We start from the raw sequence: 25,002 nt of genomic DNA on the forward strand, positions 1-25,002 counted from the left end.
CAGGTGGAGCCGGGCGTCCTCGGCCATGTAGCGGAGCCGGTCGAGCGGGTAGTCGGGGTCGAGCGGTACATAGGCGCCGCCGGCCGCGAGGACGCCGAGCAGGGCGACGAGCATGTCCGCGGACCGGTCGACCAGGACACCGACGGTGCGTCCCGGGGCGACTCCCCGGCGGCGCAGGCGCGCGGCCAACGCGTCGACCCGCGCGGTGAGTTCGCGGTACGTCAGCGTGGTGTCCCGGTCAAGGACAGCGATCGCCTCGGGGGTGCGGCGGGCCTGCTCGGCGAGGAGCGCGGGCAGGACGCGGTCGGCGGCGTAGTCCCGCCGGGCGAGGCGGTGCCGCTCGTCTTCCGCGCTGCGCTCGCGGGCGCTCTGCAGGGACAGCAGACCGATGCCGAGGCCCGGTTCGGCGAGGGCCGCGTCCAGCAGGACGCCGAAGTGCTCGCCGAGCCTGCGGACGGTGTCCTCGTCGAACAGGTCCGGGTTGTACTTGAGGCAGTACCGAGCGCCCTCGGCCTCCTCCACGACCTCCAGGGTGACGTCGAACTCGCCCTCTTGGTGGACACCGGGGAACACCTCGGCCACGGGGGTGGTGTCGGTGGCGTCCTCGACCCAGTTCTGGAAATAGAAGGCCGTGTCGAACAGCCGGGACGCCCGCAGTTCCTGAGCGAGCGTCAGCAACGGGTAGTCGCTGTGCTCCAGGGCGTCCAGCACGGTGTCCCGCACCCCACGCAGCAGAGTGCGGAAGTCCTGGTCCTCGTCGATGTCGTGCTTGAGGACGACCATGTTCATGAAGTAGCCGAGGACGTCGGCGTACTTCGGCTCGGGGCGGCCGGCGACCGGCGTGCCGATGAGGATGCGGTCCTGCTGGGTGTAGCGGTGCAGGAGCGTCGCGTACGTGGCGAGCAGCACCGCGAAGAGCGACGTGCCCTCCTCGGCGGCGAGCCGGCGGGCGGCCTCGATCCGCCGCCCGTCGAGTCGGCCCTCGACCGAGGCGCCCCGGTAGCTGGGCACGGCGGGGCGCGGGCGGTCCAACGGCAGCTGGAGCGCGGGCAGTTCGCCGTCGAGCTGCCGCAGCCAGTACGCGCGCAGACGGGCGCCGCGCTCCGAGCCCAGCAGCTCCGTCTGCCAGTCCACGAAGTCGGCGAAGGTCGCCGGGGGTTCGGCCGTGGGCGGCGCCTGCCGGTAGAACGCGGACAGTTCGCGCAGGAAGACGGCGATGGACAGGCCGTCGAAGACGATGTGGTGGAAGGTGAGGAGCAGTACCTCACGGCCGTCCGCCAGGGCGAACAGCGTGACCCGCAGGAGCGGTCCGCGTGCCAGGTCGAAGGGCTGACGGACGCTTTCCCTCGCGGCCTCGCGCACCTCGGTCACGTCGCTGGTGTCCAGCCGCACTCGGCTGAAGGCGAGATCCTGGTCCGGGTCGACGGTCTGCCGGTCGCCGCTGACGCGGGCGCGGAGCTGGGGGTGCCGGGCGACCATGGACCGGAGTGCCGCGCGCAGGGCGGTCTCGTCCGTGTCCGGCTCCAGCCAGAAGGCCAGCGGCAGGTTGTACGCGTAGTTGCCGGGCGCGGTCTGTTCGATCACGCTCAGCGCCCGCTGGCCCGCCGAGAGCGGGAACTCCACGGATGCGCGTACGGCGCCGGGCGCGGTGTCGCCCGTCCCCGGCCGTTCCGTCTCCGGCCCGGTCACGCCCGACTCGGCCAACGCGGCGGAGAGTTCGCGCAGGGTGGGGTGTTGCAGCAGGTCGCTCAGGCGGAGCCGGACGCCGAGGTCCTCCTCGATGACCGTGGCGATCTTCATGCCGCTGAGCGAGTCGAAGCCGTAGTCGGACAGGAGCCGGTCGGGGTCGACGGGCTCGTCCAGCTTGAGGGTGGCCGCGACGATGTCGCCGAGCCGGTCCAGCGGGCCCTGCCCCGCCGCGGGGGCCCCGGCGGTCCCGGTGGTCCCGGCGGCGCGCGCGGACTCGGCCGACGCGGACCGGGCGGGCTCCGCGGCGTCCGTGCCCGCGTTCTGGCCGATGATCACATGCTGGCCGAGGGCCGGGCCGCGGTCCAGGACGAGCGCGTCGGCGAAGCCCTCCTCGATCAGGAGCCGCTGCCAGGTCGAGGCGGTGGCGAGCGGGGCGTCCTTGATGCGCAGCTCCGGGTCGGTGAACGCCCACCAGCCGTCCAGGACACCGCCGGTGACCGTGATGCTGCTGCGGATCGCCGTGAGTTCGTTGAGCACGAGCCGTCCGCCGGGGCGGAGCAGTTCGCGTGCGGTGCGCAGGGTGCGGCGCAGGTCGCCGGTGGCGTGCACGACGTTGGTGGCGACGACGATGTCGACTCCGCCGGGCGCGAATCCCTGCTCGGCGAGGTCCCGTTCGAGGTTGAGCGTACGGAACCGGGTGAACGGGTAGCGCCCGGCGAAGCGCTGTTCGGCGCTCTCCAGGAACTGGGGCGAGATGTCGGTGAAGACGTACTCGGCGCGGTCGGCCCACGCGGACAGGACGGGCAGCACCCGGTCCGTGGTCGCTCCGGTGCCCGCGCCGAACTCGACGACGCACAGCCGCTCGCCCGCGCCGAGCGCGGGCACCCGCCGCCGGGCGTGCTCGGCGACGGCCTCCGCGGCGAGTTCGTTGAGCGAGTCGGTGAGCGGGTTGCCCCGGTAGAAGTCCTGGACCAGGTCCATGGACGCGTTCGGGAACATGACCTCGGTGGCGCCGATCTCGCCGCGCAGCACCTGCGGGTAGCTCCGCAGGAAGAGCCGGGTCAGCTCGACGGTGGCCGTGATGTCCGGGTGGTCGGCGGCGATGCGGTCGAGCTCGCGCTCGGCGTGGTCGAGGCCGGTGGCGCCCGCGGCGGAGAGCACCTCGACCGTGTCGCCCCGCACCGTCAGGTGCCCGGCCTCGGCGAGGATGTTCACGAGGGCCGCGTGGAGGCGGTGGTACTTCGGCACGATGCCGAGCCGGTCGGCGAGGGCGCCGACGCCGACGCGCTCGCCGGACCTGGTGAGCGCGCCCATGCTCTGGTAGACGCCGAGCAGCGCGGTGTCGCAGAGCGCGGAGAGCCGGTCGTAGCCCACGAGGACGTCGTCGGCGCCGGGTCCCGCGGGGGCGGGCGCGGCGAAGCGGGCGGACAGGGCGCAGGCGCGGTGCCCGAGCGCTTCGAGGGCGCGGCGGTCGGCGCGGATCGGCATGACCTGGACCGGCCCGTGGGCCAGCACGCGCTCCAGCGCGTCGAGCCCTTCGTCCACCGTGAACTCGGCGACGCCGGACCTGCGGAAGATCTCCTGGAGTCCGGGCTGCGCACCGGAGCCCACCTGGCCCCAGTACCCCCAGTTGATCACCCTGACGGGGTGCGGGAGCCGGGTGGCGAGCTGGCGGCCGTACGCGTCCTGGAAGGAACTGGCCGCCACATAGGCGGCGTTGCCCGCGGCGCTCACGAAGGAGCCCACGGAGCTGAAGAAGGCGAGGAAGTCGAGCGGTTCGTCCGCCAGCGCGGCGGTCAGCGCGAGCGAACCGTCGACCTTCGCGGCGAGCGCGGTGCGCAGCTCCGCCTCGGTGAGTTCGGCGATGGTGCTGGCGTTGAACGTCATGGCGGCGTGGAACACGCCGTGGAGCGCGCCGAAGCGGCGCCTGGCCTCGGCGACGGCCTCGCGCAGCGCGGCCGGGTCGGCCGCGTCGGCGCGCAGGTGCAGCAGCTGTCCGCCCGCCTCCCGGATCCGCTCGGCGGTGGCCCGCTGCCGCGGGCCGAGTGCGCCGCGGCTGATCCAGACGACGTTGGCCCGGTGGCGCTCGGCGAGCCGCTCGGACAGGGCACGGCCGATGCCGCCGCTGCCGCCGACCATCAGGTAGGTGCCGCCGGTGCGGTACGGGGGGCGGACGGGCGCCGGGACGGGCGTGCGGACGAGCTCGCGGACGTGCCGCCGGCCGCCGCGCAGGAGGACCGCGCGTCCCGCCGGGTGCGGGGGCTCGGCGAGCACCGCGGGCAGCGCGCCGCCGGGTTCGGTGTCGGCCAGGTCGACGCAGGTGATGTCGAGTTCGGGGCATTCGGCGGCCAGGACCTGCGCGTAGCCGAGGATGCCGGCCGCGTGGGGGTTGTCGCCGTGCGCGCCGTCGGTCACGACGGTCAGGCGCGGGCCGGTGCCGTGGGCGCGGAACAGGGCGAGGACGCCGTCGCGCAGCGCGCTGTCGAGGCCGTCCGGGCGGTGGAGCCCGCCGAGGTGGAAGAGGTGCCGCACCGGTTCGGTGAGCAGGGCCGCCGGATCGTCGCGGTCCAGGCGGAGGTGCCGGGCGCCGGGGTGGTGGCGGAGGAGGGCCTCGGCGAGGGCGTCGGGGGCGCCCGCGGTGAGCACGGCCACGTCGCCGGGGGCGGCGGGCGCGGTCAGCGTCTCGGTCGGTAGCTCTTCGGGACGCCAGACCGGCTGGAAGAAGCCGAGTTCGGGGGCGTCACCACCTGAGCGGTGCGGTTCGGGAGCACGTACGGAGTGGAGGGAGTCCGGCTCGGATCTGTCGCGTGGGTCCGCGCCGGACGCCGGTATGAGGTCCTTCGCGGGGCCGCTCACCGGAGTGCGGTCGGGCCGCGGGATCCAGTACCGCTTGCGGGCGAAGGGGTAGGTGGGCAGGCCGATCCGGCGGGCCCCGGTGTCGGGCCACCGTGCCTCGGTGCCCCGGGTCCACAGCCGGGCGGCGGTCGCGAGGTCGCCCTCGGCCAGCGCGCGCTCCAGGTGGTCCGCGGCGTCCCGGTCCAGCGAACGCCGGGTACGGGAGGCGTCGTTCACCTCGACGGCCGGGTCGCTGTCGGACGAGCCGGCGGTGCCCGCTCCGGCCGCGAAGCGCCTCAGCACCTCGCGCGCCTGGGCGAGTCCGGTCGCCGGGAAGGCGAGCCGCACGTCCAGCTGCTCCCTGCCGACGCGCAGCGTGTGCGCCACGTCGGCGAGGGAGAGGGCGGGCGCGACCTCGGCGGGCGAGGAGAGTGCGGGCCCGGCGTCGGCGCGGGCCAGGTCGCGCAGCGAGGTCATCCCGGAGACGGTCCGCTGCAGGCCGAGCCGCTCGCTCAGCCCGGCCAGTTCGGCCGCGCCCAGGCCGTACTCGGCGAGCTCCAGGTCGGGGTCGAGGTCGGCGGGCCGTACGCGCAGCACGTCGGCGGCCACCCGCAGGCACTCCTCCAGGGAGCCCTCGGCGGCCGGTGCCGTGTCGAGGAAGTCGGCGAGTGCGCCCGCGCCGGCCCGCAGCCGCTCCTCGCTCAGCGCGGAGAGCACGACCAGTTCGGGTGCACCGCGGTCCGGCGTGGGTGTCCTGCTCCCCCGGTACTCCTCGACGATCAGGTGGGCGTTGGCCCCTCCCCCGCCGAAGGAGCTGATGCCCGCGCGACGGGGCAGCTCCCGTGCCGTGCCGCCCTCGTCGCGTACGACCAGGCGCTCCCAGGGTGCGGCGTGCTGCTGGATGTGGAAGGGGGTGCCGGTGAGGTCGATGTCGGGGTTCAGCTCGGCCGAGTGCAGGGACGGCGGGAGCACGCCGTGCTTGAGCTGCATCAGCACCTTGGTGAGGCCCGCGATGCCGGCCGCGGACTCCAGGTGCCCGATGTTGGACTTGAGCGAGCCGACGGCGCAGCCGCCCTGCAGAACCGCCGTCCGCCCGGCCGCGTCGGGTTCGGTGCGGAAGGCCTCACGGAGTCCGGCGATCTCGATGGGGTCGCCGAGCGGGGTGCCCGTGCCGTGGGCCTCCACGTACGTGACGGTGCGCGGGTCGACGCCGGCGCGGCGCAGTGCCGCGCCGATCACCTCGGCCTGGGCGGAGGGGTTCGGGACGGTGTAACCGCTGGTCCTGCCGCCCGCGTTGATCGCGGATCCCTTCAGGACGGCGTACACGCGGTCGCCGTCGGCCTCCGCCGCGTGCAGCGGCTTGAGCAGGACGGTGCCCACGCCCTCGCCGTCCACGAAGCCGTCGGCGTGCGCGCCGAAGCTGCGGCACCGGTCGCCGCGCGAGATCATCTGACGGTCCGCCAGCATGCCCAGGTGCGCGGGGTGCAGGATCAGGTTGACGCCGCCGGCGATGGCCGTCGCGCACTCGCCGCGCCGCAGGCTCTCGCAGGCCAGGTGGATGGCGGTGAGCGAGGCCGAGCAGGCGCTGTCCACGGTGAGGCTGGGTCCGCGCAGATCGAGGACGTAGGAGACGCGGTTGGCGATGGACCAGTGGGCGGAGCGGGCGTGGGTGGGCACGCCGAGCGCGCTGCTCTGCCCCGCGAGCCATTCGTAGTCGTTGTTCATGACGCCGGCGAAGACACCCACCGCGCCGTGCGCTCCGAGCCCGCGGGGCCGGTACCCGGCGTCCTCGACGGCCGTCCACGCGGACTCCAGGAAGAGCCGCTCCTGGGGGTCCATCTCCTCGGCGTCGGAGGGCGATATCTGGAAGAGCAGCGGGTCGAACTTGTCGACGTCGTCGAGCCAGCCGGCCCACTTGCTGTAGCCGCGCCCGTCCTTGGAGTCGGGGTGGTAGTGCTCGTCCGCGTCCCAGCGGTCGCCGGGCACCTCGCTCACGCAGTTGCGGCCCTCGACGACGTTGCGCCACAGCTCGTCCGGTGTCCGCGCCGCGGGGAAGCGGCCCGCGAGGCCGATCACCGCGATGTCCTCGCCCTCGCGTACGGGCGGTGCGGCGGGCGCGGCCTGCTGCTGCACGGAGGCCAGCAGTTTCAGGAGAAGAGCACGCTTGTCGTCCATGGACCTTCGTCTCATCCGGATGCCTTGAGGCTCGAATTGCGGCAGACCCGCAGCACTGCACCACAAACGGGCGCAGCGCAGGGTGAACAATTCCTCAAATCAAACTGAAGGGAATCGGCACAACACAACGTAACGACCCGCGACTTATGGCACGACTGGGCGGATCGAAACTCACATGAGCACGCGAATAGGGCTCAGCCTCGCGTCACCATCGCGGCGGGGCGGTGGGAACGGGCGGGCCCGTAGCAGGAAGGACGGGAATGCCACGCCTGACGACTCGACTTATGTCACTGTCTGTAAGCACGTTCAGAGTCGCCCCCCGTCAGCTTCACCCGTCAACCGGAATCTAACACTTGTTATCCGGCAGCGGCAAGCACTCGATCTTCTTCACCGCATCCATTCGTACTACATTCAACAACAAGCATCCACACCCCCGTTGACCACGTAACTCGCAGCCCCAAAGGCCCCGAGTCCGCCTGCGCGAGGGTGCGCACCGGGTGCCCACCACCGGTCGGCCATGGCACGCCGGGGCCCCAAACAGGGCCCAGAACAGGCCAGTTGAGGCGCCTACCGTCGGTAGCACCCACCCGTCCCGCACACGGAGCGCGAGATGGATCCGGAACGGCATTCCCCACCTGCACCCGTGTTATTCCTGTGAAGAAGAAGAAAAGTGCAAGCCGTCGCCAAAAACAGCAAACGCGCAGGCCATTCGGCATTCAGGGCGTTCTCCGGATAGCCAAGTGAAAGACACCCGGCCACCTCCTAGAACAATCATGCTACGGTCATGCGGCGTCGGTTCAAGGGTGTACGACGGGGAGGATCATGGCATCGCATTGCGGGCCGCGGGACATCGCATTGGCCTAGGCCTGATGCCCCTGGAACGACCTATTCCGCCGCGTTCCATCAGGTCCATATCTCGGCGCACCAGGCAAAAGTCACTGCCTGCGGCCGCCCTGTCTTCCCGAGCGAACGAATCATTGATGTCCACCGCCAGGTAGGGGAGGTATGCGGTGACAGAGGAAGTACCCGGCCCTCGGCTGGCCGTTCTGGGTGCCGGTGTCATGGGTGTCAGCATCACGACGCTGGCTCTCGGACGCGGCGTCCCGGTCGTCCTGGTCGAGACCGATCCGGCGAAGCGGGCGGACGCTCCCGCCCGGATCGCGCGCGAACTGCGCACGGCCCAGCTGATGGGCGTACGCATGGAGGAGCCGCGCGGGGAGCTGGTCACCACCGCGTCGGCCGCCGACTGCGCGGGCGCGGACGTGGTCATCGAGGCGATCACCGAGGAGGCCGGGCTCAAGGCCGCGGTACTCACCGAGGTCGCCGCGGCGGTCGGCACGGGCACCGCGCTCGTCACCAACACCTCGTCCATCCCGGTCGACGAACTCGCCGAGAAGCTCCCGCACCCCGAGAACCTCCTCGGCGTCCACTTCATGAACCCCACCTACCTGATCGGTACGGTCGAGGTGATCCGTGGCTCGCGCACGGCGCAGACCGCGGTGGACTCGGTGCGGCGGCTGCTCACGGCCCTCGACCGCAGGGGCGTCCTCGTGGGCGACGGCCCCGGCTTCGTCACCAGCCGCGTACTGCACCGCATGATCAACGACGCGGCGCGCGTCGTCGAAGAGGGGCGGGCCTGCGCGGAGGACGTCGACACGCTGATGCAGGAGTGCCTCGGCCACCGCACCGGACCGCTGCGCACCGCCGACCTGATCGGCATCGACAACCTCGTGGACTCCCTGTGGGTGCTCCACCAGCGCACCGGTGACGAGGGCTGCCGCCCCTGCGACCTGCTGCTCCAGAAGGTGCGCGACGGCGAGCACGGCCGCAAGACCGGCCAAGGCTTCTACACCTATACGGGAGTGGTGTCCTGATGGCCGGTCAGCTCACCGCCGACGAGCGACTCCTCGACTACGTGCGCGCGATGTCGCTGCGCGACGACGACGTGCTCAGCGAGCTGCGCGCCGAGACCGCCGGCATGCCGATGCTGCGGGCCATGCTGGTCCTGCCGGAGGAGGCGCAGCTCCTCGCGCTCCTGGTGCGGGTGACCGGCGCCTCGAACGTCCTGGAGGTCGGCACCTTCACCGGCTACAGCAGCCTCACCATGGCGCGCGCCCTGCCGCCCGGGGGCCAGGTCGTCACCTGTGACATCAGCGAACGCTGGACCGGCATCGCCCGGCGCTACTGGGAACGCGCCGGCGTCGCCGACCGGATCGACCTCCGGCTCGGGGACGCTGCCAAGACGCTCGACGAGCTGCTCGAACAACGCGGCCCCGGCAGCTTCGACCTGGCCTTCGTCGACGCCGACAAGGCCAACTACCACCGCTACTACGAGCAGTCACTCGCCCTGGTGCGCCCCGGCGGACTGCTCGCCCTCGACAACACCCTCTTCTTCGGCAAGGTCGTCGATCCGGCCGCGCAGGACCCGGACACCCTCGCCATTCGCGAACTGAACACCCTGCTGCGTGACGACGACCGCGTGGACATCTCCATGCTCGCCGTCGCCGACGGCCTCACCCTCGTCCACAAGAAGCCCTGAGAGGAAGCGCGGAGATGAGCGATCCCACCACGACCAGCCCGCTGTCGGCGCAGGACGTCCAGACCGAGCTGAAGCGGTTCCTGACCGAGCGCACGAAGACCGACTGGGCGGCGGACACCGACCTGTTCGCCACCGGCGGGGTGTCCTCGCTGTTCGCGATGGAGCTGGTGGTCCACGTCGAGAACACCTTCGGCATCGCCGTCGAGGGCCCCGACCTCAAGATCGACAACTTCCGTACGGTGAACGCCATGACCGAGCTCGTGCTCCGGCTCGCCGGGAACGACGCCGGTGAGTGACGAACTCCGGGACCTGATCACCGCGGAGATCGGCGACCGGGCCGCCGGCTGGGACCTGGCCGGCGCCATCCCGCCGGAGATCCTGCGGGGCCTGGGCGCCAAGGGCGCGCTGTGCGCGGAGGTCCCCGCCGAGTACGGCGGCCGAGGCCTGACGGGGCTTCAGAACGGTGAACTCACCGCCCACGCGGGCGCGTTGTGCAGCTCGCTGCGGAGCGTGATGACCTCACAGGGCATGGCCGCGTGGACGATCCAGCGCTTCGGCACCCGCCGGCAGCGCACCGAGGAGCTCGCCCGGCTCACCCAGGGCGGTCTCGCCGCCGTGGCGTTCAGCGAGCCGCAGGCCGGCAGCGACCTCTCGGCGATCGCCACCACCATCGTGGACGACGGCGACGAGGTGGTCCTCAACGGCCACAAGGTGTGGTCGACCGCGGCCGCGTACGCCGACGTCGTGGTGGTCTTCGGCCGCTACCGTGACGAGGCCGCGGCCGTGGTGGTGCCCACCGACGCCCCCGGTGTCATCGTCGAGCCCGTCCCCCAGCCCCTCGGCTGCCGCGCGGCCGGGCACGCGGACGTGCTCCTCCAGGACGTACGGCTGCCCGCGTCCCGCGTCCTTTCGGGCGCGAGCCAGTCCCTCGCCCTGCTCACCACGATCGCCCTCACCTACGGCCGGCTCTCGGTGGCCTGGGGCTGCGTCGGCATCATCCGCTCCTGTCTGCGGGCCGCCGCCTCCCACGCCCGTACCCGCGAGCAGTTCGGCAAGCCGCTGGCGCAGCACCAGCTGATCGCCCGTCATCTGTCGGAGCTGGTGGTCGCCGAGCAGACCGCGACCCGCGTGTGCGAGCACGCGGCGGGCTGCTGGGACACCCGGTCCCCCGAGCTGTCCGGTGCGGCGGTGCTCGCCAAGCACGTCTCCGCGGGGCAGGCGGCACACGCCGCGTCCACCGCGGTGCAGGTCCTCGCCTCCGCGGGGTCGGTGGACGGCGAGGCGGTGGCCCGCGCCTACCGCGACGCCAAGCTCATGCAGATCATCGAGGGCAGCGAGGAGATCTGTCAGCTGATCCTCGCCGAACGCGCGCTGGAGGGTGTGGCATGACGACCGAGACCGCCGCCGTGGGCATCGGCGCGATCCACTGCCTGCTGCCGGACGAGCGCACCGCCGTCGCGGACCTGCCCGAACTGGCCCGGCTGACCGACGAGGAGCTCGCGTTCGCCGAGCAGGCCGGCATCAAGTCCGTCGGCGTCTTCCCCGACACCGAGCCGACCGAACTCGCCGCGCGCGCCTGCGAGGCCCTCCTCGCCGGGCAGGACGGCACCCCCGACCTGCTGCTGCACATCGGCTCCCGGGCACCGGACGTGCTCATCGGGTCCGACTCGGGGAAGATCGCGCACCTCGCGGGCCTGACCGGCACCTTCCCCTTCACCATCGACGGCCTGGGCTGCGCCGGATCGTCGGCCGCCTGGGGCCTCGGGCGCGACCTCCTGCTCGGCGATCCGTCGCGCGAGAGCGTCCTGATCACCTACGGCAGCCGTCCCACCGCTGCCGACCGGGTGCGCCGGCCCGTCACCGTGGTCGGCGACGGCGCCTTCGCGATGACGCTGGTCAAGGGCGGGCGCCCGGTCCTCAAGGCGCACCGCATGGAGGCCGACAGCTCCTTCCACGACCTGTTCAAGGTCGACTACAAGCACCACCCCTGGTCCCAGTGGCGCGAGGTCTGCGCGGACAGCGACCGCTACTCCTTCGAGCTCGCCATGCACAGCCGTACGCGACTGGGCAAGCTCGTCGACCAGGTCCTGGCCGACGCGGGGCTCGGCAAGGACGACGTGGCCGCGACCCTCATGCAGAACGTCACCTCCAGCGCCTTCCAGTTCTACCGGGCCACGCTCGGCCTGGAGATCCACCCGGTCTGCGCCACCCATCTCGCGGAGCTCGGCCACCTCGGCCCGATGGACGTGGTCCTCAACCTGGACCGCCTCCTCGCCTCCGGTGAGCTGACGAGCGGCCGGCACGTGCTGGTGCTCAGCAACAGCCCCGTCGCCGCCTGGACCGTGACGCTGTGGGAAGTGTGAGCCATGGAAGGAATGAGCCGGTGACGGAACCTCAGCCGACCGTCAAGTGCCTGGTCTGGGACCTGGACAACACCCTGTGGCGCGGCACGCTCGTGGAGGACGGCGAGGTCGTCCTCCACGAGGGGATCCGCGACGTGATCGTCGCGCTCGACGAGCGGGGCATCCTCCAGGCGGTCGCCAGCCGCAACGACCACGAGCACGCCTGGGGGCAGCTGGAGAAGCTCGGCCTCGCCGAGTACTTCGTGCTGCCGCGGATCAACTGGGGCGCCAAGTCGGCGTCCATCCGGTCGATCGCCGAGGAACTGAACTTCGCGATGAAGACCATCGCCTTCATCGACGACCAGCCGGCCGAGCGCGCCGAGGTCGCGTTCCACCACGCGGAGGTCCGCTGCTACACGGCGGAGCAGGCCCTCGACCTGCCCGGACTGCCGGAGTTCACGCCTCCCGTGGTGACCGGCGACGCGCGCCGCCGCCGGCAGATGTACCAGGCCGGGGTCCGCAGGGAGGCCGAGCGCACCGAGCACGCCGGGTCCGACGAGGAGTTCCTGCGCTCGCTCGGCCTGGAGCTGCGGATCGAGCGCGCGGGCGACGAGGCGATCTCCCGGGTCGAGGAACTGACCCTGCGCACCAGCCAGATGAACGCGACGGGGGTGCACTACTCCGACGAGGCGCTGCGCGCCCTGGTCGCGGACGAGGAGCACGAGGTGCTCGTCGCCTCGCTCACCGACCGCTTCGGCCCGCACGGAGCGATCGGCGTGATCCTGCTGGAGCGGCGCCCGGACACCTGGCACATCAAGCTCCTGGCCACCTCCTGCCGCGTGGTGTCCTTCGGCGTGGGGGCGGCGCTGCTGCGCTGGCTCTCCGACGAGACGGCGCGGGCCGGTGTGCCGCTGACGGCCGGGTTCCGGCGCACCGAGCGCAACCGCATGATGGAGGTCGCCTACCGCTTCGCGGGCTTCCGCGAGGCCGCCGACGCCGAGGCGCCCCGGAGCGCGGACGGGGTGCAGACCCTCGTCCTCGACCCCACCCGGCAGGATCCGCCCGGCCACCTCAAGGTGATGGCGCCCCGCCTGTTCGGCTCGCCGTACGAGCCCGTCGAGTGGGTGCCCGCCGCCGGCTGACCCGCCGGTCCGCGCCACGGGTCTGCCGTGGCGCGGACCGGGACGGCGGGGTCAGTCCGTGGCTTCCGCCTCCACGGGCTTCGGGATGAGGAAGGACGTCGCGAAGGCCGCCGCGATGAGGGCGACTCCGGCGATCATGCCGGCCGTGTACCCGGCGGGCGACGTCTTGTCGGCCGGTGCCGCGGCGGTCTGCACGGCGTACAGGACGGCGAAGCTGAGTCCCGCGCCGAGGTTGAACGCGCCCGCGTTCAGGCCGGGCAGGAAGCCCGGGTTCTCCTTCGGGGAGAGCACGATGCCGAGGCCGTTGAGGACGATGTTGCCCACACCCGCGTAGGTGACGCCGATGAGGACCGACGCGACGAGCAGGAGCGGCCGCGAGTCGGCGTGCAGCGTGAACAGCATCAGGGCGACGGTCACGGCGGAGCCGACGAGACCGAGGCGCAGGATGCGGCCGTAGCCGTACGTGGCGGCCAGGCGCCCGGCGAGCGGGCCCATGGCGAGGCCCGCGAGCGCGTACGGCGTCAGGGTCCACCAGGCGGACTGCTCGGCGGTCATGCCGAAGCCCGCCTGCGCGTCCTGGGCGAACGCCGGGATCATGCCGTTCATCACGGCGAACACACCGGTCATGGTGAGGACCGTGGTGAGCAGCAGCGCCCAGGTGGAGCGCCGGCGCAGATGCCGTGTGGCGACCAGCGGGTGGCTGCTGCGGTCCTCGGTGCGCCAGAACAGGGCGAAGGCGAGGGCGGTGACGACGAACAGGCCCGCGACCAGCGGCCAGTTGGCGTCGCCGAGCTTGCCGGCCTCGTTCAGGGCGATGAGGGCCGCGCCGACCGAGACGACCAGGAGCGTGACGCCGGGCCAGTCCATGCGGCGGTCGTCGGTGTCGGCGGCCCGGGACTCCGGGGTGAGGGTGGCGACGAGGAGCGCGGCGACGGCCGCGACGGCGGCCATCACCCAGAACACCGACTGGAAGCCGTAGTGGTCGGCGAGGAAGCCGCCGGCGAGGGAGTCGACGCCCGCGATGCCGCCGTTGACGGCGGTGATGACGCCGAGCAGGGTGCCGTACTTCTTCGGCTCGTGCACCTCGTTGCGGAGCATGATCAGGCAGAGCGGCACGGTGGGTCCGGAGACGCCCTGGACGACGCGGCCCGCGAAGAGCATCGGGATGTTCTCGGCGAGCGCGGCGACGACGCAGCCGACGACCATCAGCGCGAGCATGCCGGCGAGCACCTTGCGGCGTCCGACGAGGTCGCCGAGGCGCGGAAGGAAGAGCGAGAAGAGCGCGGCCGAGGTGAAGAACGCGGTCTGGGTCAGGCCGACCTCGGCGGAGGTCGCCCCGAGCGAGTCCTCGATGTTCTTCAGGGCGGGGCTGAGCATGCTCGCGTTGAGCTGGAAGGCGAAGCACGCGGCGAGCAGCGCGGCGACCAGGACGCCGATGCGGACCGGGCGCGAGCTGTGCGGGCCGCCGGACGCGGCGGCCGGTTCGGTGAAGGAGGCGTTCATGCGCGGACGTCACCGATCCGTTCGAGGGCGTCCACGACGAGGTCCCAGAAGCGCTGGTGGTCCAGGTCGACGGCGACCTGGGTGTGGCAGTCGTCGGGGGCGGGCGCGCGGAAGTCGGTGACGGTCATGCCGAGGGTGAGCGTGCCGGTGAGCTCGATGTCCACGGGGGCCTTGCGGACGGTCATGACGGAGGGGTCGATGACGTACGCGACCGCGCACGGGTCGTGCACCGGCGGCGCCTCGAAGCCCTGGGCCTCCAGGTACATGGCGCCGAAGAAGTCGAGGAGTTCGTTGACGAAGACGGCGGGCTTCGTGCCGACGGCGGCGATGCGCTCGACGACCTCGGGGGTGGCGAGGGCCTGGTGGGTGAGGTCGAGGCCGACCATGGTGACCGGCCAGCTCTCGTTGAAGACGATGTGCGCGGCCTCGGGGTCGATCTTGATGTTGAACTCGGCGACCGGGCTCCAGTTGCCCGTGTGGTAGCCGCCGCCCATGAGGACGACCTCGCGGACGCGCTCGACGATGCGGGGCTCCTTGCGGGCGGCCAGCGCGATGTTGGTCAGGCCCGCGGTGGGGACGAGGGTGATCTCTCCGGGCTCGTGGGCCATGACGGTGTCGATGATGAGGTCGACGGCGTGGCGCTCGTCCAGGGCCAGGGTCGGCTCGGGCATGACGGGGCCGTCGATGCCGCTCTCGCCGTGGATGTCCGGGGCGGTCTCGACCTCGCGGACGAGGGGGCGGGGGCAGCCCGCGGCGAAGGGGACGCCGGTGATGTTCGCGATGCGGGCCACCGACAGGGCGTTGCGGGTGACCTTCTCCAGGGTCTGGTTGCCCACCACGGTGGTGACGGCGACCAGCTCGACATCCGGGTTGCCGTGCGCCAGGAGCATGGCGATCGCGTCGTCGTGCCCGGGGTCGCAGTCCAGGATGATCTTTCGGGGCATCGCGGAACCTCTTTGTTCGGCTGAGCCCGCGCCGCGGGGCGCGGGCTCGGGAAAACGTTCTCCCAAGACTGTGTGCACGGGTGCGAATTATGTCAATGGCCGACGACACACCCCGGCAAACGCGCCCGGAACGGACACGGTTCGGAGCAGGGGCAGCTCTGCGCGGAAAACGGAACAGAACCGGACGATAGTTTCCCGGATCAGGCTAAAGGTCTCGCCGATCCAGGGTCTGGTGAGGTGAAAGGGCCGCTGATAACGTTTGCCGAAACGTACCGAAGGGTGGGCGCGGCGTGGCCGACGTAACGCTAAGGGATGTGGCCCGGGTCTCCGGCTGCTCCGTCGCCACGGTCTCCCGGGTCCTTGCCGGTACGCGGCCCGTCGGCGCGGAGACCGCGCGGCGCGTCCGTGAGGCCGCCGACGCGCTCGGCTACCGCCCCAACCAGGCGGCGCGCGCCCTGCGCGGCCGCTCCACCGGCACGGTCGGGCTCGTCCTGCCGCAGATCACGAACCCCTTCTACCCCGCCCTTGTGCGCGCGTTGACGCACGCCCTGCACGCCGACGGGCGCGCCGTGCTCCTCGCCGACTGCGACGACGACCCGGCGGCCGAGGCGGAGCACATCGCCGACCTGCTGAGCCGGCAGGTGGACGCCCTCCTGGTGATCCCGGCGCACGAGGACCGCAGCAGGGACGCGGTGGCCGCGGCGGCGGCCCGGGTGCCCCTCGTCCTGATGGACCGGGGCTGCGGACCGGGCATCGCCGACTCCGTGGCGGTCGACAACACCGCGGGCACGGCCCTCGTCCTCGACCATCTGGCGGCCACCGGCCGGCGCCGCGTCTGCTTCCTCGGGGCGAAGGGCACGGCCTCGGCCGCGGCCGAGCGGCGCGCCGCCTACGCCGCCGGGGCCGGTGCGCTCGACCCAAAGGCGCCGGACCGCGTGTTCCTCGGCGACTTCTCCGTGGCGTGGGGGCGGGCCGCGGTCGACGAGGCGTGGACCGCCCGGCCCGACGCCCTGGTCTGCGCCAACGACCTCATCGCCATCGGTGCGCTGCAGCGGCTGCAGCAGCTCGGCGCGGCCGTGCCGGACGAGGTCGCCGTGACCGGGTTCGACGACATCCCGATGGCGGCGCTCTCCGCGCCGGGCGTCACCACGGTCCGCCAGCCGGTGGCCGAGCTGGCCGCCGAGGCCGCCCGCCTCCTCGACGCCCGCCTCTCGGGCGCCTCCGACGGCCCGCAGCGCGCGATACGACTCGCGCCCGAGCTGGTCGTACGCGAGTCGAGCGCGGTCGCCGGCCCGCCGGAGGGCACGGCCGGGCCGACGGCCTCTCAGGAGGTCAGCGCGTCACGCGCCAGGTGAGCGTGTCCGTGAGGAGCGCGCGCAGCCGAGGGTCGCGGACCTTCTTCGTCGGGTCCGTGGCGCGGACCGACACCGTGTGCGCGCGGCCGTCGGCCGGTACCCCGAGGGCGCGCGGCGTCACGGCGCTCCGGTCCTCGGCCCGCCGGACCTGGCGCCCGTCGACGCTCCAGCGCAGCCGGACGCCGTCCGCCGCCCGCACACCGATCTCGGCGCCGCGCCGCACGGCGCGGTCCGTGGGCGTGACCGCCGTGACGACGGACGCGTGCCGGTGGAAGCCCGCGATCATGGCCTCGCGACCCGGCAGATTGAACTCACGGCCGAGCGTGCGCATGATCGAGTCCGCGGTGGGCCGGTAGAGCCCGCGCGGGTAGTAGCCGCCGCCCTCGTACGCCCCGACCGTGCCGCCGTCCGGCGAAGGCCGGCCGACCCAGCGGTACCACTTCTTCTGCTGTGCGACGAGCTGGTCGGCCGTGAGCTTGCTGGTGTTGGCCTCCCACGGCTCGGCGCCCGTGTAGGTGCCGTACTCGTCGTACCAGTACTCGTCGGCCAGCTTGCCCAGCGAGTGGCCGGTCTCGTGGACGGCGACCTGGTCGGACTGGGCGTGGTCGGAGGACGCGGTGGCGATGCCGTCGTAGCCGGACGGCGAGGTGATGTCGTTGTAGCCCGCGCCGCCGTACTTGGTCGAGTTCGACAGGACGATGACGAGGTCGGGGTCCGCGGCCTTCGACGCGTACGACTCGACCTTGTTGGTGTCGACGCACAGCAGACGCTCGATGCCGTCGCAGAAGAACGCCGAGCCGAGGGCGGTGTCCTTGACGGTGCCGCTCGTCGGGTCGCCGGAGACGCCGGACTCGCGCGAGACCGCGTCGACGGCCCAGACGTTGAAGAGGTCCTTGTACGAGGCGTACGGCTCGACGGCGGAGATCTTGCCCCACTTCGCGCGCACGTCGGCGTGGAAGTCCTCCTGCTGGGACGCGGTGTAGCCGTCACCGATGAAGACCACGTCGAGCTTGCTCGCGGTCGGGCCCGCCTCCACGATCGGGACGACGTCGCCGTCGCCCTTGATCTTCGCCTGCTCCTTCGGGGCGAGCGGCTTCGGGGCCGGGACCTCGGTGTGCCGGGGATGGCCGCCGGGGCCGGTGAAGTACTCGACGCGCTGCGTCCCTTCGGCGTCCGGCGCCGGATCCGCCGTGGCGGCCGGCGCGGTGGCGGCGAGCGCCGCGGTGAGCGCGATGCCGGTGGCGAGGGCGATGCGCAGCGGAGTGCGTCTGGCACGGCCGGGTATGTGCTGCGTGGGGGGCATGGGCTTCCTTCCGAAGTCCGCGATATAAATGGCGGATTAAGCAGGGTTAAGGCGCGGCTCAACGTAGGGGTTCCTGGGACTTCAGGCAATGGGTGTGCGTCAAGTCACCTCTGGGGCAGGCGAGTTCACGCCGTCCCCGGCGGGCGGCAGCGGCATGGCACGGCGTGGTGGGACGTACGGAGGGGCAGCAGTGACGCAGAACGTTTCCGGAGACGGCGTACGCCCCGACGACCCGGCCGAGATCGGCCGCCGTGTCCTGCGGTTGCGCGGCGAACGGGGCCTCACCCAGCGCCAGCTGGCCGAACCCGCCTACACGCCCGCCTATGTCTCCACGCTGGAGTCGGGCAAGGTACGCCCCTCGGAGGCCGCGCTCCGACACCTCGCCGAACGCCTCGACGTCACCTACGAAGAGCTGGTCACGGGCCGCCCCGCGCATCTGGCGGCCGGGCTGCGCCTGCGGCTCACCGACGCCCGGCGCGCCCTGGCCACCGGCGCGCCCGAGGACGCGGCGGCGCTCTTCCGCGCGCTCCACGAGGAGGCGGTCCGCCACGACCTCGCCGAAGAGGAGGCCGCCGCGCTCCTCGGCCTCGGCGACTGCCTGCTGGAGTCCGGCGACCTGACAGGCGCCCGCGACTGCTTCGCCTCCGTCGAGCGGCTCCTGGCCGACGAGCCGCTGCCGCGCCGGGTCCCCGCGATCCGCGGCCGCGCCACCGCCCATCTGCTCACCGGCGAACTCCGTTACGCCTGCTACCTGCTGGAGAGCGCCCTCGACGAGCTCAACGCGTCGGGGCTGCACGACCCCGAGGCCCTGCTGCTCCTCTACACCGCGTCCATCGCGCCGTACATGGACATGGGCGCGCACGCGCGGGCAGCGCACGCCGCCGAGCTGGCGCTCGCGCTCGCGCCGGGCGTCGGCGATCCGGCGCTGGTCGCGGGCATGCACCGCGGGGTGGCCCGCACGCTCATCGCCGAGGGCCGCATCGCCGAGGCCGACGCGTCGCTCGCCAAGGCGCAGGACCTCTACCGCCAGCTGCACATCCGCACCGAACTCGCGCACTGCCACTGGATGCGGGGGTACGTGCACGCCCAGGACGGCGACCTGGAGCAGGCCGAGAGCGAGCTGCGCACCGCCCGCGACATCCTCGCCTCCAAGCGGGCCGCCCTCTTCACCGAACAGGTCGAGGTCGAGCTCGCGGACGTGCTGCGGCGGCGCGGCAAGACCGACGAGGCCCAGGCGCTGCTGCGGCCGCTGCTCGCGCAGGGCACCGATCAGGGCACCGGGCCCCTCGGCGCCGGGCGCGGCGCGGTGCACGCGGGCGGGGCGCACCGGCTGCTCGGTCTCATCGCGGAGGAACGGGGCGACACCGAGCAGGCCGAGGAACACTACTGCGCCGCGCTGTCCCTGCTCGAACGCTCCAGCGCGGCCGGCGACTTGGCGGACCTGTGCCGTCTGCTGGGCGACCTCCTGCGCCGCACCGGGCGGGTGGAGGCCGCGATGGACGCGTACCGCACGGGCCTCGGGCACCGGGCCGCACCCGGCACGACCACCCTGGGTCCGGCGCCCGCCACTCCCCCGATGTGAGCCGGGTCCCCTGCCGGGCGGATTCCTCTCGGGTGCCGTTGCCGGGCATGCACCCGTCCCGCCGTCCCCGTGCCGGCGCACCTGCATCGAAAGATGTACCGGCATCTCCTCCACGGCTACGACTCCCCTGATCGTGCCGGCGCCGAGGATGGTGAACAGGGCCCTTGCCGCGGCCCTCGACACCGAGGAGTGACACATGACCGGCCCGCAGACCATCCATCCGCCCACGGCCTTCGGTGCCCTGGGCCGGGCCCTGTTCGGCGGTCTCGTCATGGGGGTGGCGCTCGGTGCGGGCACGGCGCTGGGGCCCGTGATCGCCGACGCCGTGGGCGTGAGCGGGTTCGCGGCCCGGCTGATCCCGGCCGCGCTCGTCAGTGTGCTGGCCGTGCCGCTCGTCGTGCTCGCGCTGCGCCGCCGGGGCGGCTCCCTGAAGGACCTCGGGTTCGGGGGCGCGGGCGAGAACCTGCGGTCCCTGCTCGTCGGGGCGGGCGTGACGACGGCCGCCGCGGCGCTGGTGCTCGGCGCGGGCACGGCGGCGGGACTGCTGCGCTGGTCGCGCCCCGATCTGCCCGCGCTCGCCGGGTTCCTGGTGGCCAACGGCGTGGTCGCGCTGCTCCTGGAGGCCCTGCCCGAGGAGACGACGCTGCGCGGCTGCACCTGGTCGGCGCTGCGGGGCCGGTTCGGCGGTCTCGTCTCGGCGCTCGGCACGACGGCGGTGTTCCTGGTCGTCCCGGGACTCTCGACGGTGGTGGGGGCCGCTGTCTCGCGGCTCGTGGGCGAGAAGGCCGACCCGGTGGGTCTCGCGCCGGGCGGCGGGAACCCCGTCGACTACCTGATCCTGCTGACCGTTTTCGGCCTGATGCTCGTCTCGGCCCGCACCGCGCTGCGTCGCGCGCCGCTGTGCGCGGGCATCGGCGCCCACCTGGCCTTCCTGACCGTCAACCGCATCGCGTTCGACGGCAGGACGCGGGACACGGGCTGGGCCGTGGCGACGTCGTCGCCGGACGTGGAGCTGCTCGTACCGGTGTATCTGCTCGTCGCGATCGCCGGGTTCGCCGTGCTGCGGTGGGCGGGGAAGCGACGGCGCCGTGGCGGGATCGCCGAGGGTGCGGGCGGTGCGGATCGGACGCCCGTGGCGGTCCCCTCGCCCGCCGCCCCGGCACCGCGCTGATCCGGCCGGGCCGGGATCGTCGCAGGTGCCGGCACATGGACGCCGGAGGGCGGGGTGCTGCACCATGGCGGACGGACAGCTGTTCGCGTTCTCCGTCACGCCCTTGACAGCCGGGCCGACGCCTGGAAGGGAGCGGCCACTTGGCCCCCGCACCGTCGCCGCCGCAGCCGAACGCCTCCGTGTACAGCGCCCTCCCCGCCACCGCCGACGTCGTGATCATCGGCGGCGGGGTGATGGGCACGAGCATCGCCTTCCACCTCGCCGAGGCGGGCGTGCGCGACATCGTCGTCGTCGAGCGCGGCGAGCTGGGCGGCGGCAGCTCCGGAAAGCCGATCGGCGGAGTGCGGGCACAGTTCTCCGATCCGCTCAACATCGAACTCGGCCTGCGGAGTCTGCGCGCCTTCGAGGACTTCCCGGTCCGCCCCGGCGCGGACATCGGGCTCGACACCGTCGGCTATCTCTTCCTGCTGACCGGCGCCCGGCAGGCGGCGGAGTTCGAGGAGAGCGTCCGGACGCAGAACCGTCTCGGTGTCCCCAGCCGCATGATCGGCCCCCGCGAGGCCCGTGCCCTGTGCCCCTACCTCGACACCGACGGGCTGGTGGCCGCCGCCCACTGCCCCGCCGACGGCCATGCGCGCCCCGCCCTCGTCGTCCACGGCTACGCGCGCGCCGCCGCGCGAGCCGGCGTCGTGTTCGCCCCGCGCACCGCGGTCACCGGCATGGACACCGCCGGCGACCGCGTCACCGTCGTCCACACCGACCGCGGGCCGATCGCCTGCTCGACGGTCGTCTGCGCCGCCGGGGCGTGGTCGGCGCGGATCGGCGCCCTGGCCGGCGTCGACCTGCCGGTGCGTCCGCTGCGGCGCCAACTCGCCTTCACCGTCCCGCTGGTGCCCGCCGCGCCGCGCATCCCCTTCACCATCGACTTCGCCTCGTCGGCGTACTTCCACAACAGCGACGACGGGCTGCTGTTCGGCCTCGCCGACCCCGCCGAGGCCGAGGGCTTCGACACCACGTGGACGCCCCACTGGCTGGACCTGTTCCGCGCGGTCGCCCGGCAACGGGCCCCCGCCCTGGCCGACATGGAGACGTCCGGCGGCTGGGCCGGTCTCTACGAGGTCACGCCGGACCACAACGCGCTCATCGGCCGTGCCGCCACCGCGGTCAACTTCCTCTACGCGACGGGATTCTCCGGGCACGGGTTCCTCCAGGCACCCGCGGTCGGCGAGATCGTGCGCGATCTGCACCTGGGGCGGCGGCCGTGCGTCGACGTCGCCCCGCTCGGCGCGGACCGCTTCCGCGCCGGGTCGGCGAAGCGCCCGGAAGCCCATGTGGTCTGACCTGTAGGCGAGTTCATCCCGCACCGAAAGGACGGCGTGCCGATGATCGGGCAGTGGCGGCTGCGGGCCGCGTTCGCCGCGCGGCTCTCCCGGATGTACGGGCGCGAGGTCCCCGCGTACACCACGCTGGTGGACGTCGCGCACGAGGTCAACGAGGACGTGCTGCGCAAGCGGGGCGCCGACGCCGAACGCCTCGGCTCCATCGGCCGTGTCACCGCCGAGCGGCACGGCGCCATCAGGGTCGGCACGCCGGAGGAACTCCGGCAGACGGCACGGGTGTTCGGTGCCCTCGGCATGCGCCCGGTCGGCTTCTACGACCTGCGCGACACCCCTTCCAGCGCGCTGCCCGTCGTGTCGACGGCGTTCAGGCCCGTGGCCGAGGACGAGCTGGCCCGCAATCCGTTCCGCGTCTTCACCTCCCTGCTGACCGTCGACGACCGCCGCTTCTTCGACGCGGACCTGCGCGCGCGGCTGACCGCGTTCCTCGCCGGGCGCGAGCTGTACCCGCCGGAGCTGCTCGCCCTGGCCGACCGCGCCGAGGCGGAGGGGGAGCTGCCCGACGCGGACGCCGAGCGCTTCCTCGACCTGGCCGTGCGGTCCTTCGCGTTGTCCACCGCGCCCATCGACCGGGAGTGGTACGCCGCCCTGGAGCGGGTCTCCGCCGTCGCCGCGGACGTCGGCGGCGTACGCGGCACCCACATCAACCACCTCACGCCGCGCGTCCTGGACATCGACGAGCTGTACCGGCGGATGACCGAGCGCGGCATCGAGATGATCGACACCATTCAGGGGCCGCCCCGCTGGCCGGGCCCCGACGTCCTGCTGCGCCAGACCTCCTTCCGCGCGCTCGCCGAGCCCCGGGCCCTGCGCGACGCGGACGGCACCGTCACCCGTGGCACGCTGCGGGTCCGCTTCGGCGAGGTCGAGGCCCGCGGCATCGCGCTGACCCGCGAGGGCCGCGCCCTCTACGACCTCATGCTCGGCCTCGTCGACGAGCGGACCGCGCACCTCACGGCGGCCCGGCGCGCCGACGTCGCGCGGGAGGTGTGGGCCGAGCATCTGCCGCCGACCGAGCGCGATCTCGCCGTGCGGGGACTCGGGTTCTTCACCTACCACGCCGTGCCCGGCCGTCCCCGCGACGGCGCGCGTCCGCCCGCCGACCTCGGCGGGCTGCTCGACGGGGGCTGGGTGCGGGCCGAGCCGATCGTGTACGAGGACTTCCTGCCCCGGTCCGCCGCCGGCATCTTCCGGTCCAACCTCGGCGACGCCGGCTCCAGGAACGGTGCCCAGGAGGGCGGCTCGTACGACGCCGACCGGCTCTCCGGAGCGCTGGACCGTCAGGTGCTCGACCCCTTCACGCTGTACGAGCGGCAGCGGGACCGCTCACTCGCACTGGTCCCCCGCGCACTACGCCCCCAGGGAGTGTCATGACCGGCATCGTCCTGCCCACCACCGACGCGCTGCGCACCCGCGCCCGCGCCGCGCTCGACCGCGTCGGCGCCGCCGTCCCCGAGGGCGGCGGCCTGTCGGCGCGCACGCCGGTCACCGGCGAGTACCTCTTCGGCCTGGCCGCGGCGGGCCACGCCGAGACGGAGGAGGCACTGGCCGCCGCCCGCGCGGCCTTCCTCGACTGGCGCACCACCCCGGCGCCGCGCCGCGGTGAACTCGTGCGGCGCCTCGGCGAGTTGCTGCGCGTGCACCAGGAGGACCTGGCCGACCTGATCACCATCGAGGCGGGCAAGATCCGCTCCGAGGCGCTCGGCGAGGTCCAGGAGATGATCGACATCTGCGACTTCGCCGTCGGTCTCTCCCGCCAGCTGTACGGACGCACCATCGCCTCGGAGCGCCCCGGGCACCGGCTCGCGGAGACCTGGCATCCGCTCGGCGTCGTCGGCGTCATCTCCGCGTTCAACTTCCCCGCGGCCGTCTGGTCGTGGAACACCGCCGTCGCCCTGGTCTGCGGCGACACCGTCGTGTGGAAGCCGTCCGAGCTGACCCCGCTCGTCTCGCTGGCCTGCGACCGGCTGCTGGCCAGGGCCGTCGACGACGTGGGCGCGCCCCGCGACGTGCACCGGCTGCTGCTCGGCGGCCGCGCCGTCGGGGAACGTCTGGTCGACGACCCGCGCATCGCGCTGGTCAGCGCCACCGGGTCGACCCGGATGGGGCGCGAGGTGGGCCCGCGCGTCGCCGCCCGCTTCGGGCGCTCCCTGCTGGAGCTGGGCGGCAACAACGCCGCGGTCATCGCCCCCTCCGCCGACCTGGACCTCGCCGTGCAGGGGATCGTGTTCTCCGCGGTCGGCACGGCCGGGCAGCGCTGCACGACGCTGCGGCGCCTCATCGTGCACCGGGACGTCGCCGACACGCTCGTCGAGCGGCTCACCGCCGCCTACCAGAAGCTGCCCATCGGCGACCCCTTCGACCGGGCCACGCTCGTCGGGCCGCTGATCTCCGCCCAGGCCCTGGAGCGCATGCGCGGCGCGCTGTCCCGCGTGCGCGACGAGGGCGGCACGCTGCTCGCGGGAGGCGCCCGCCGCGCGGTCGAGACGGCACCGCACGCCGCGTACGTCGAACCGGCCGTGGTCCGCGTCGACCAGCAGACCGACGTGGTGCGCGAGGAGACGTTCGCGCCCCTCCTGTACGTCCTGACGTACGACACCTTCGACGAGGCGATCGCCCTCCACAACGACGTGCCCCAGGGCCTGTCGTCGAGCATCTTCACGCGCGACCAGCAGGAGGCGGAACGGTTCCTGTCCACCGAGGGCTCCGACTGCGGCATCGCCAACGTGAACATCGGCACGTCGGGCGCGGAGATCGGCGGCGCGTTCGGCGGCGAGAAGGACACGGGCGGCGGCCGGGAGTCCGGCTCGGACGCATGGCGGTCCTACATGCGATCGGCCACGAACACCATCAACTATGCGAGCCGCCTCTCCCTGGCGCAGAACGTCAGCTTTCTCTGAGGCGGGCGGGCTCCGGCTCCCCTGATACGGGGCTCCGCTGGGGCAGGCGGGGGCCGGTTCCTCGGAGCAGGTGGGGTCCGGTGCGGTGGCGAGGCCGAGGAACGCTGCCTAGCGTGGTGGGGTCA

At 73.1% G+C, this 25,002-nt stretch carries 16 protein-coding genes (1 of these 16 running past the window's edge); 12 read left to right on the top strand and 4 right to left on the bottom strand.

The window, feature by feature from the left end; all coding sequences use genetic code 11:
* Nucleotides 1-6,699, bottom strand: the start of a protein-coding gene (locus tag AOK22_RS40650) for a non-ribosomal peptide synthetase (protein ID WP_055696833.1). It extends 16,899 nt beyond the left edge of the window; only the first 6,699 of its 23,598 coding nucleotides appear in the window; its start codon is at nucleotides 6,697-6,699; the stop codon falls past the left edge of the window.
* A gap of 1,010 nt (nucleotides 6,700-7,709) precedes the next feature.
* Here AOK22_RS40650 and AOK22_RS02335 point away from each other — a divergent pair.
* Genes AOK22_RS02335 through AOK22_RS02360 form a run of 6 tightly spaced genes read left to right on the top strand, consistent with a single transcriptional unit; the run spans nucleotide 7,710 to nucleotide 12,722 of the window.
* Nucleotides 7,710-8,573, top strand: a complete 864-nt coding sequence (locus tag AOK22_RS02335) for a 3-hydroxyacyl-CoA dehydrogenase family protein (RefSeq protein ID WP_055696834.1) — start codon at nucleotides 7,710-7,712, stop codon at nucleotides 8,571-8,573.
* Complete coding sequence (locus AOK22_RS02340; RefSeq protein WP_055696835.1) at nucleotides 8,573-9,238, top strand: O-methyltransferase; 666 nt, start codon at nucleotides 8,573-8,575, stop codon at nucleotides 9,236-9,238. Before AOK22_RS02335 ends, AOK22_RS02340 begins: the two co-directional genes overlap by 1 nt.
* Nucleotides 9,239-9,252: 14 nt before the next feature.
* A complete protein-coding gene (locus AOK22_RS02345; RefSeq protein ID WP_055696836.1) occupies nucleotides 9,253-9,534 on the top strand; it encodes an acyl carrier protein in 282 nt (93 codons plus the stop codon).
* Entirely contained in the window at nucleotides 9,527-10,627 is a 1,101-nt protein-coding gene (locus tag AOK22_RS02350) for an acyl-CoA dehydrogenase family protein (RefSeq protein ID WP_055696837.1), read from the top strand. Before AOK22_RS02345 ends, AOK22_RS02350 begins: the two co-directional genes overlap by 8 nt.
* Complete coding sequence (locus AOK22_RS02355; RefSeq protein ID WP_055696838.1) at nucleotides 10,624-11,601, top strand: 3-oxoacyl-[acyl-carrier-protein] synthase III C-terminal domain-containing protein; 978 nt, start codon at nucleotides 10,624-10,626, stop codon at nucleotides 11,599-11,601. Before AOK22_RS02350 ends, AOK22_RS02355 begins: the two co-directional genes overlap by 4 nt.
* 20 nt (nucleotides 11,602-11,621) lie before the next feature.
* The gene (locus AOK22_RS02360) at nucleotides 11,622-12,722 is read left to right on the top strand and encodes an HAD-IIIC family phosphatase (protein ID WP_055696839.1); all 1,101 of its coding nucleotides are present in this window, start codon (nucleotides 11,622-11,624) and stop codon (nucleotides 12,720-12,722) included.
* Nucleotides 12,723-12,773: 51 nt separating this feature from the next.
* Here AOK22_RS02360 and uriT read toward each other — a convergent pair whose 3' ends face one another.
* Nucleotides 12,774-14,225 carry a uridine transporter UriT gene (gene uriT / locus AOK22_RS02365; RefSeq protein WP_055696840.1) on the bottom strand — a complete coding sequence of 484 codons (1,452 nt, stop codon included), beginning with the start codon at nucleotides 14,223-14,225 and terminating at the stop codon, nucleotides 12,774-12,776.
* Complete coding sequence (gene uriH, locus AOK22_RS02370) at nucleotides 14,222-15,169, bottom strand: uridine-preferring nucleoside hydrolase UriH (RefSeq protein ID WP_055696841.1); 948 nt, start codon at nucleotides 15,167-15,169, stop codon at nucleotides 14,222-14,224. Before uriH ends, uriT begins: the two co-directional genes overlap by 4 nt.
* Nucleotides 15,170-15,483: 314 nt before the next feature.
* Here uriH and AOK22_RS02375 point away from each other — a divergent pair, with 314 nt between their 5' ends.
* On the top strand, nucleotides 15,484-16,524 hold the full coding sequence (locus AOK22_RS02375) for a LacI family DNA-binding transcriptional regulator (RefSeq protein ID WP_244164672.1): 1,041 nt from the start codon (nucleotides 15,484-15,486) through the stop codon (nucleotides 16,522-16,524).
* Here the strand turns inward: AOK22_RS02375 and AOK22_RS02380 are convergent.
* Complete coding sequence (locus tag AOK22_RS02380; RefSeq protein ID WP_079036279.1) at nucleotides 16,502-17,827, bottom strand: M64 family metallopeptidase; 1,326 nt, start codon at nucleotides 17,825-17,827, stop codon at nucleotides 16,502-16,504. The two genes, AOK22_RS02375 and AOK22_RS02380, sit on opposite strands and share 23 nt — an antisense overlap.
* 154 nt (nucleotides 17,828-17,981) lie before the next feature.
* On the opposite strand from AOK22_RS02380, the gene AOK22_RS02385 reads away from it, so the two are divergent.
* The 5 genes from AOK22_RS02385 (at nucleotide 17,982) to amaB (ending at nucleotide 24,877) form a co-directional block, all read left to right on the top strand.
* Entirely contained in the window at nucleotides 17,982-19,409 is a 1,428-nt protein-coding gene (locus AOK22_RS02385) for a helix-turn-helix domain-containing protein (RefSeq protein WP_079036280.1), read from the top strand.
* A gap of 196 nt (nucleotides 19,410-19,605) precedes the next feature.
* Nucleotides 19,606-20,580, top strand: a complete 975-nt coding sequence (locus tag AOK22_RS02390) for a hypothetical protein (RefSeq protein ID WP_055696844.1) — start codon at nucleotides 19,606-19,608, stop codon at nucleotides 20,578-20,580.
* A gap of 140 nt (nucleotides 20,581-20,720) precedes the next feature.
* Entirely contained in the window at nucleotides 20,721-21,920 is a 1,200-nt protein-coding gene (locus tag AOK22_RS02395; protein ID WP_079036281.1) for an NAD(P)/FAD-dependent oxidoreductase, read from the top strand.
* A gap of 42 nt (nucleotides 21,921-21,962) precedes the next feature.
* A complete protein-coding gene (gene hglS, locus AOK22_RS02400) occupies nucleotides 21,963-23,351 on the top strand; it encodes a 2-oxoadipate dioxygenase/decarboxylase (RefSeq protein ID WP_055696845.1) in 1,389 nt (462 codons plus the stop codon).
* Nucleotides 23,348-24,877, top strand: a complete 1,530-nt coding sequence (gene amaB / locus AOK22_RS02405) for an L-piperidine-6-carboxylate dehydrogenase (protein ID WP_055696846.1) — start codon at nucleotides 23,348-23,350, stop codon at nucleotides 24,875-24,877. Before hglS ends, amaB begins: the two co-directional genes overlap by 4 nt.
* The last annotated feature ends 125 nt before the right edge of the window (nucleotides 24,878-25,002 follow it).

Origin of the sequence: Streptomyces silaceus, assembly GCF_001419745.1 — a bacterium.
Lineage (GTDB): Bacteria > Actinomycetota > Actinomycetes > Streptomycetales > Streptomycetaceae > Streptomyces > Streptomyces silaceus.

Coding starts and splice junctions, on each gene's coding strand:
- AOK22_RS02340 (WP_055696835.1), top strand. CDS start 8,573: ATGGCCGGTCAGCTCACCGCCGACGAGCGACTCCTCGACTACGTGCGC.
- AOK22_RS02345 (WP_055696836.1), top strand. CDS start 9,253: ATGAGCGATCCCACCACGACCAGCCCGCTGTCGGCGCAGGACGTCCAG.
- AOK22_RS02355 (WP_055696838.1), top strand. CDS start 10,624: ATGACGACCGAGACCGCCGCCGTGGGCATCGGCGCGATCCACTGCCTG.
- uriT (WP_055696840.1), bottom strand. CDS start 14,225: ATGAACGCCTCCTTCACCGAACCGGCCGCCGCGTCCGGCGGCCCGCAC.
- uriH (WP_055696841.1), bottom strand. CDS start 15,169: ATGCCCCGAAAGATCATCCTGGACTGCGACCCCGGGCACGACGACGCG.
- AOK22_RS02380 (WP_079036279.1), bottom strand. CDS start 17,827: ATGCCCCCCACGCAGCACATACCCGGCCGTGCCAGACGCACTCCGCTG.
- AOK22_RS02385 (WP_079036280.1), top strand. CDS start 17,982: ATGGCACGGCGTGGTGGGACGTACGGAGGGGCAGCAGTGACGCAGAAC.
- AOK22_RS02390 (WP_055696844.1), top strand. CDS start 19,606: ATGACCGGCCCGCAGACCATCCATCCGCCCACGGCCTTCGGTGCCCTG.
- hglS (WP_055696845.1), top strand. CDS start 21,963: ATGATCGGGCAGTGGCGGCTGCGGGCCGCGTTCGCCGCGCGGCTCTCC.
- amaB (WP_055696846.1), top strand. CDS start 23,348: ATGACCGGCATCGTCCTGCCCACCACCGACGCGCTGCGCACCCGCGCC.